The sequence below is a fragment of the Arcicella sp. GW458-12-2-14-TSB2 genome (assembly GCF_059423785.1).
This window is the reverse complement of record NZ_JBWKYN010000350.1, coordinates 1-1,509: the sequence shown is the minus strand read 5'-3', so window position 1 is coordinate 1,509 and position 1,509 is coordinate 1. Positions and strand designations below refer to the sequence as shown.

Genomic DNA, 1,509 nt, shown 5'->3' with positions numbered 1-1,509 from the left:
TTACTATATATAGTAGTGCTATCGCTATCTTATTAAGGGTTAGGCAATCAAGATGTTTTCAATTAAATAAACTTGAGTACCCAATAAACGTGCTGATTCACCCAAAGTAGAAACCTCTATATTTAAATTACTCTTGAAATCTACTAAGCAATATTTATTAATAGCTTGTTCTATTGGGTTACTGATAAACCGCCCAGCCTTTGCTAGAATACCATTGATGACGATAGCTTCTGGATTAAATAAATGCACAGCGATAGATAATCCCTTACCCATTTCTTTCCCGATATCATGTAGTAAATCAATAGCCAAGGCATCGCCACCATTAGCCACCTCTATTACCAACTCTATATCAATATCAGCAAGATTGGTTTTAGCAAGTCTGGAAACTTTTCCTTCTTTCAAACATTCTTTTACTCTACGAATTAATGATGCTGCCGAGGTGAGCGTATCCAAACACCCAACTTTTCCACACGAACACAACTCGCCATTTTCCTTTACTTGTATATGTCCTAATTCACCAGCAAAACCATTTGAACCTTGAAAAACCTTTCCATTTAATACAATACCCAATCCAACCCCACCCCAATCCATATTTACAGACAACACATTTTGCATTCCTTTAGATAGTCCAAATTGGTTTTCACCAATAATAGTGGCTTGAGTATCATTAATAAGGTAAAAAGGAATAGAAAAATTGTTTTTGAGCCACTCAACTAGCGATTGGTTTTCAGGGTTTATTTTTCTATAAGTATAATTATAGCCATTGTTGGGATTAATCAATCCCGGCATAGAAATACCAATGCCGATGATTTCCTGTAGCTGAATGTCAGACTTTAATAAGATGGTATCAATAGATGTACAGATTTTATCTAAGATAGCAGGGCTATCTTCTAAACAAAAATGAATGTCTTGTTCAAATACTACTTGGTTCTGCAAATTGATAATAGCTGCTTTAGAACCATGAATAGCAATATCCAAGATAATAGTATATCGTTGCTTAGGATTTAAGGTATAAAGAATGGGTTTCCTTCCAAACTGAGCTTCCGCTGGACCGATTTCTATGATCCAACGTTCGGACATCAATTCTTCGAGTAATGCCGTAACAGAGGGGACACTGGTATGAATCTCTTTAGTTAACTGAGCAATTGTTTTATTCCCATTGAAGTATAAGTCTTGTAATATTTTACGTCTTAAACTATTTTTTTTCTTATCTACGATGGACTCTTTATCAAATACTTCTATCTCAGAAGATTCTAGGGAATGAAAAGACATGTTTTAATAAATGGAGTTTATGTGAAAAATAAGGCTATCAATTTTAGGCTTTTGTATTCAATAAATAGTCTTGTTAAAACGAATTATCTAATATAAAAGCAAGAGTTAAATGGGTTTCATTACAAAAGAACGAAAAAATAATTTCCTCTACAACCGAGCTATCCTTTACCTAATTTATTTTTAAAATACTTTTTAATATTTTTTACTAATGTCATAATTTATAAATTTGTCTACTAG

The 1,509-nt window shown here is 33.0% G+C and carries 1 protein-coding gene; it reads right to left on the bottom strand.

All coding sequences use genetic code 11. The features are described 5' to 3' along the window. Positions 1–39: 39 nt before the first annotated feature. Positions 40–1,272, bottom strand: a complete 1,233-nt coding sequence (locus AC07XN_RS24370) for an ROK family protein (protein ID WP_494744931.1) — start codon at positions 1,270–1,272, stop codon at positions 40–42. Positions 1,273–1,509 lie beyond the last annotated feature (237 nt).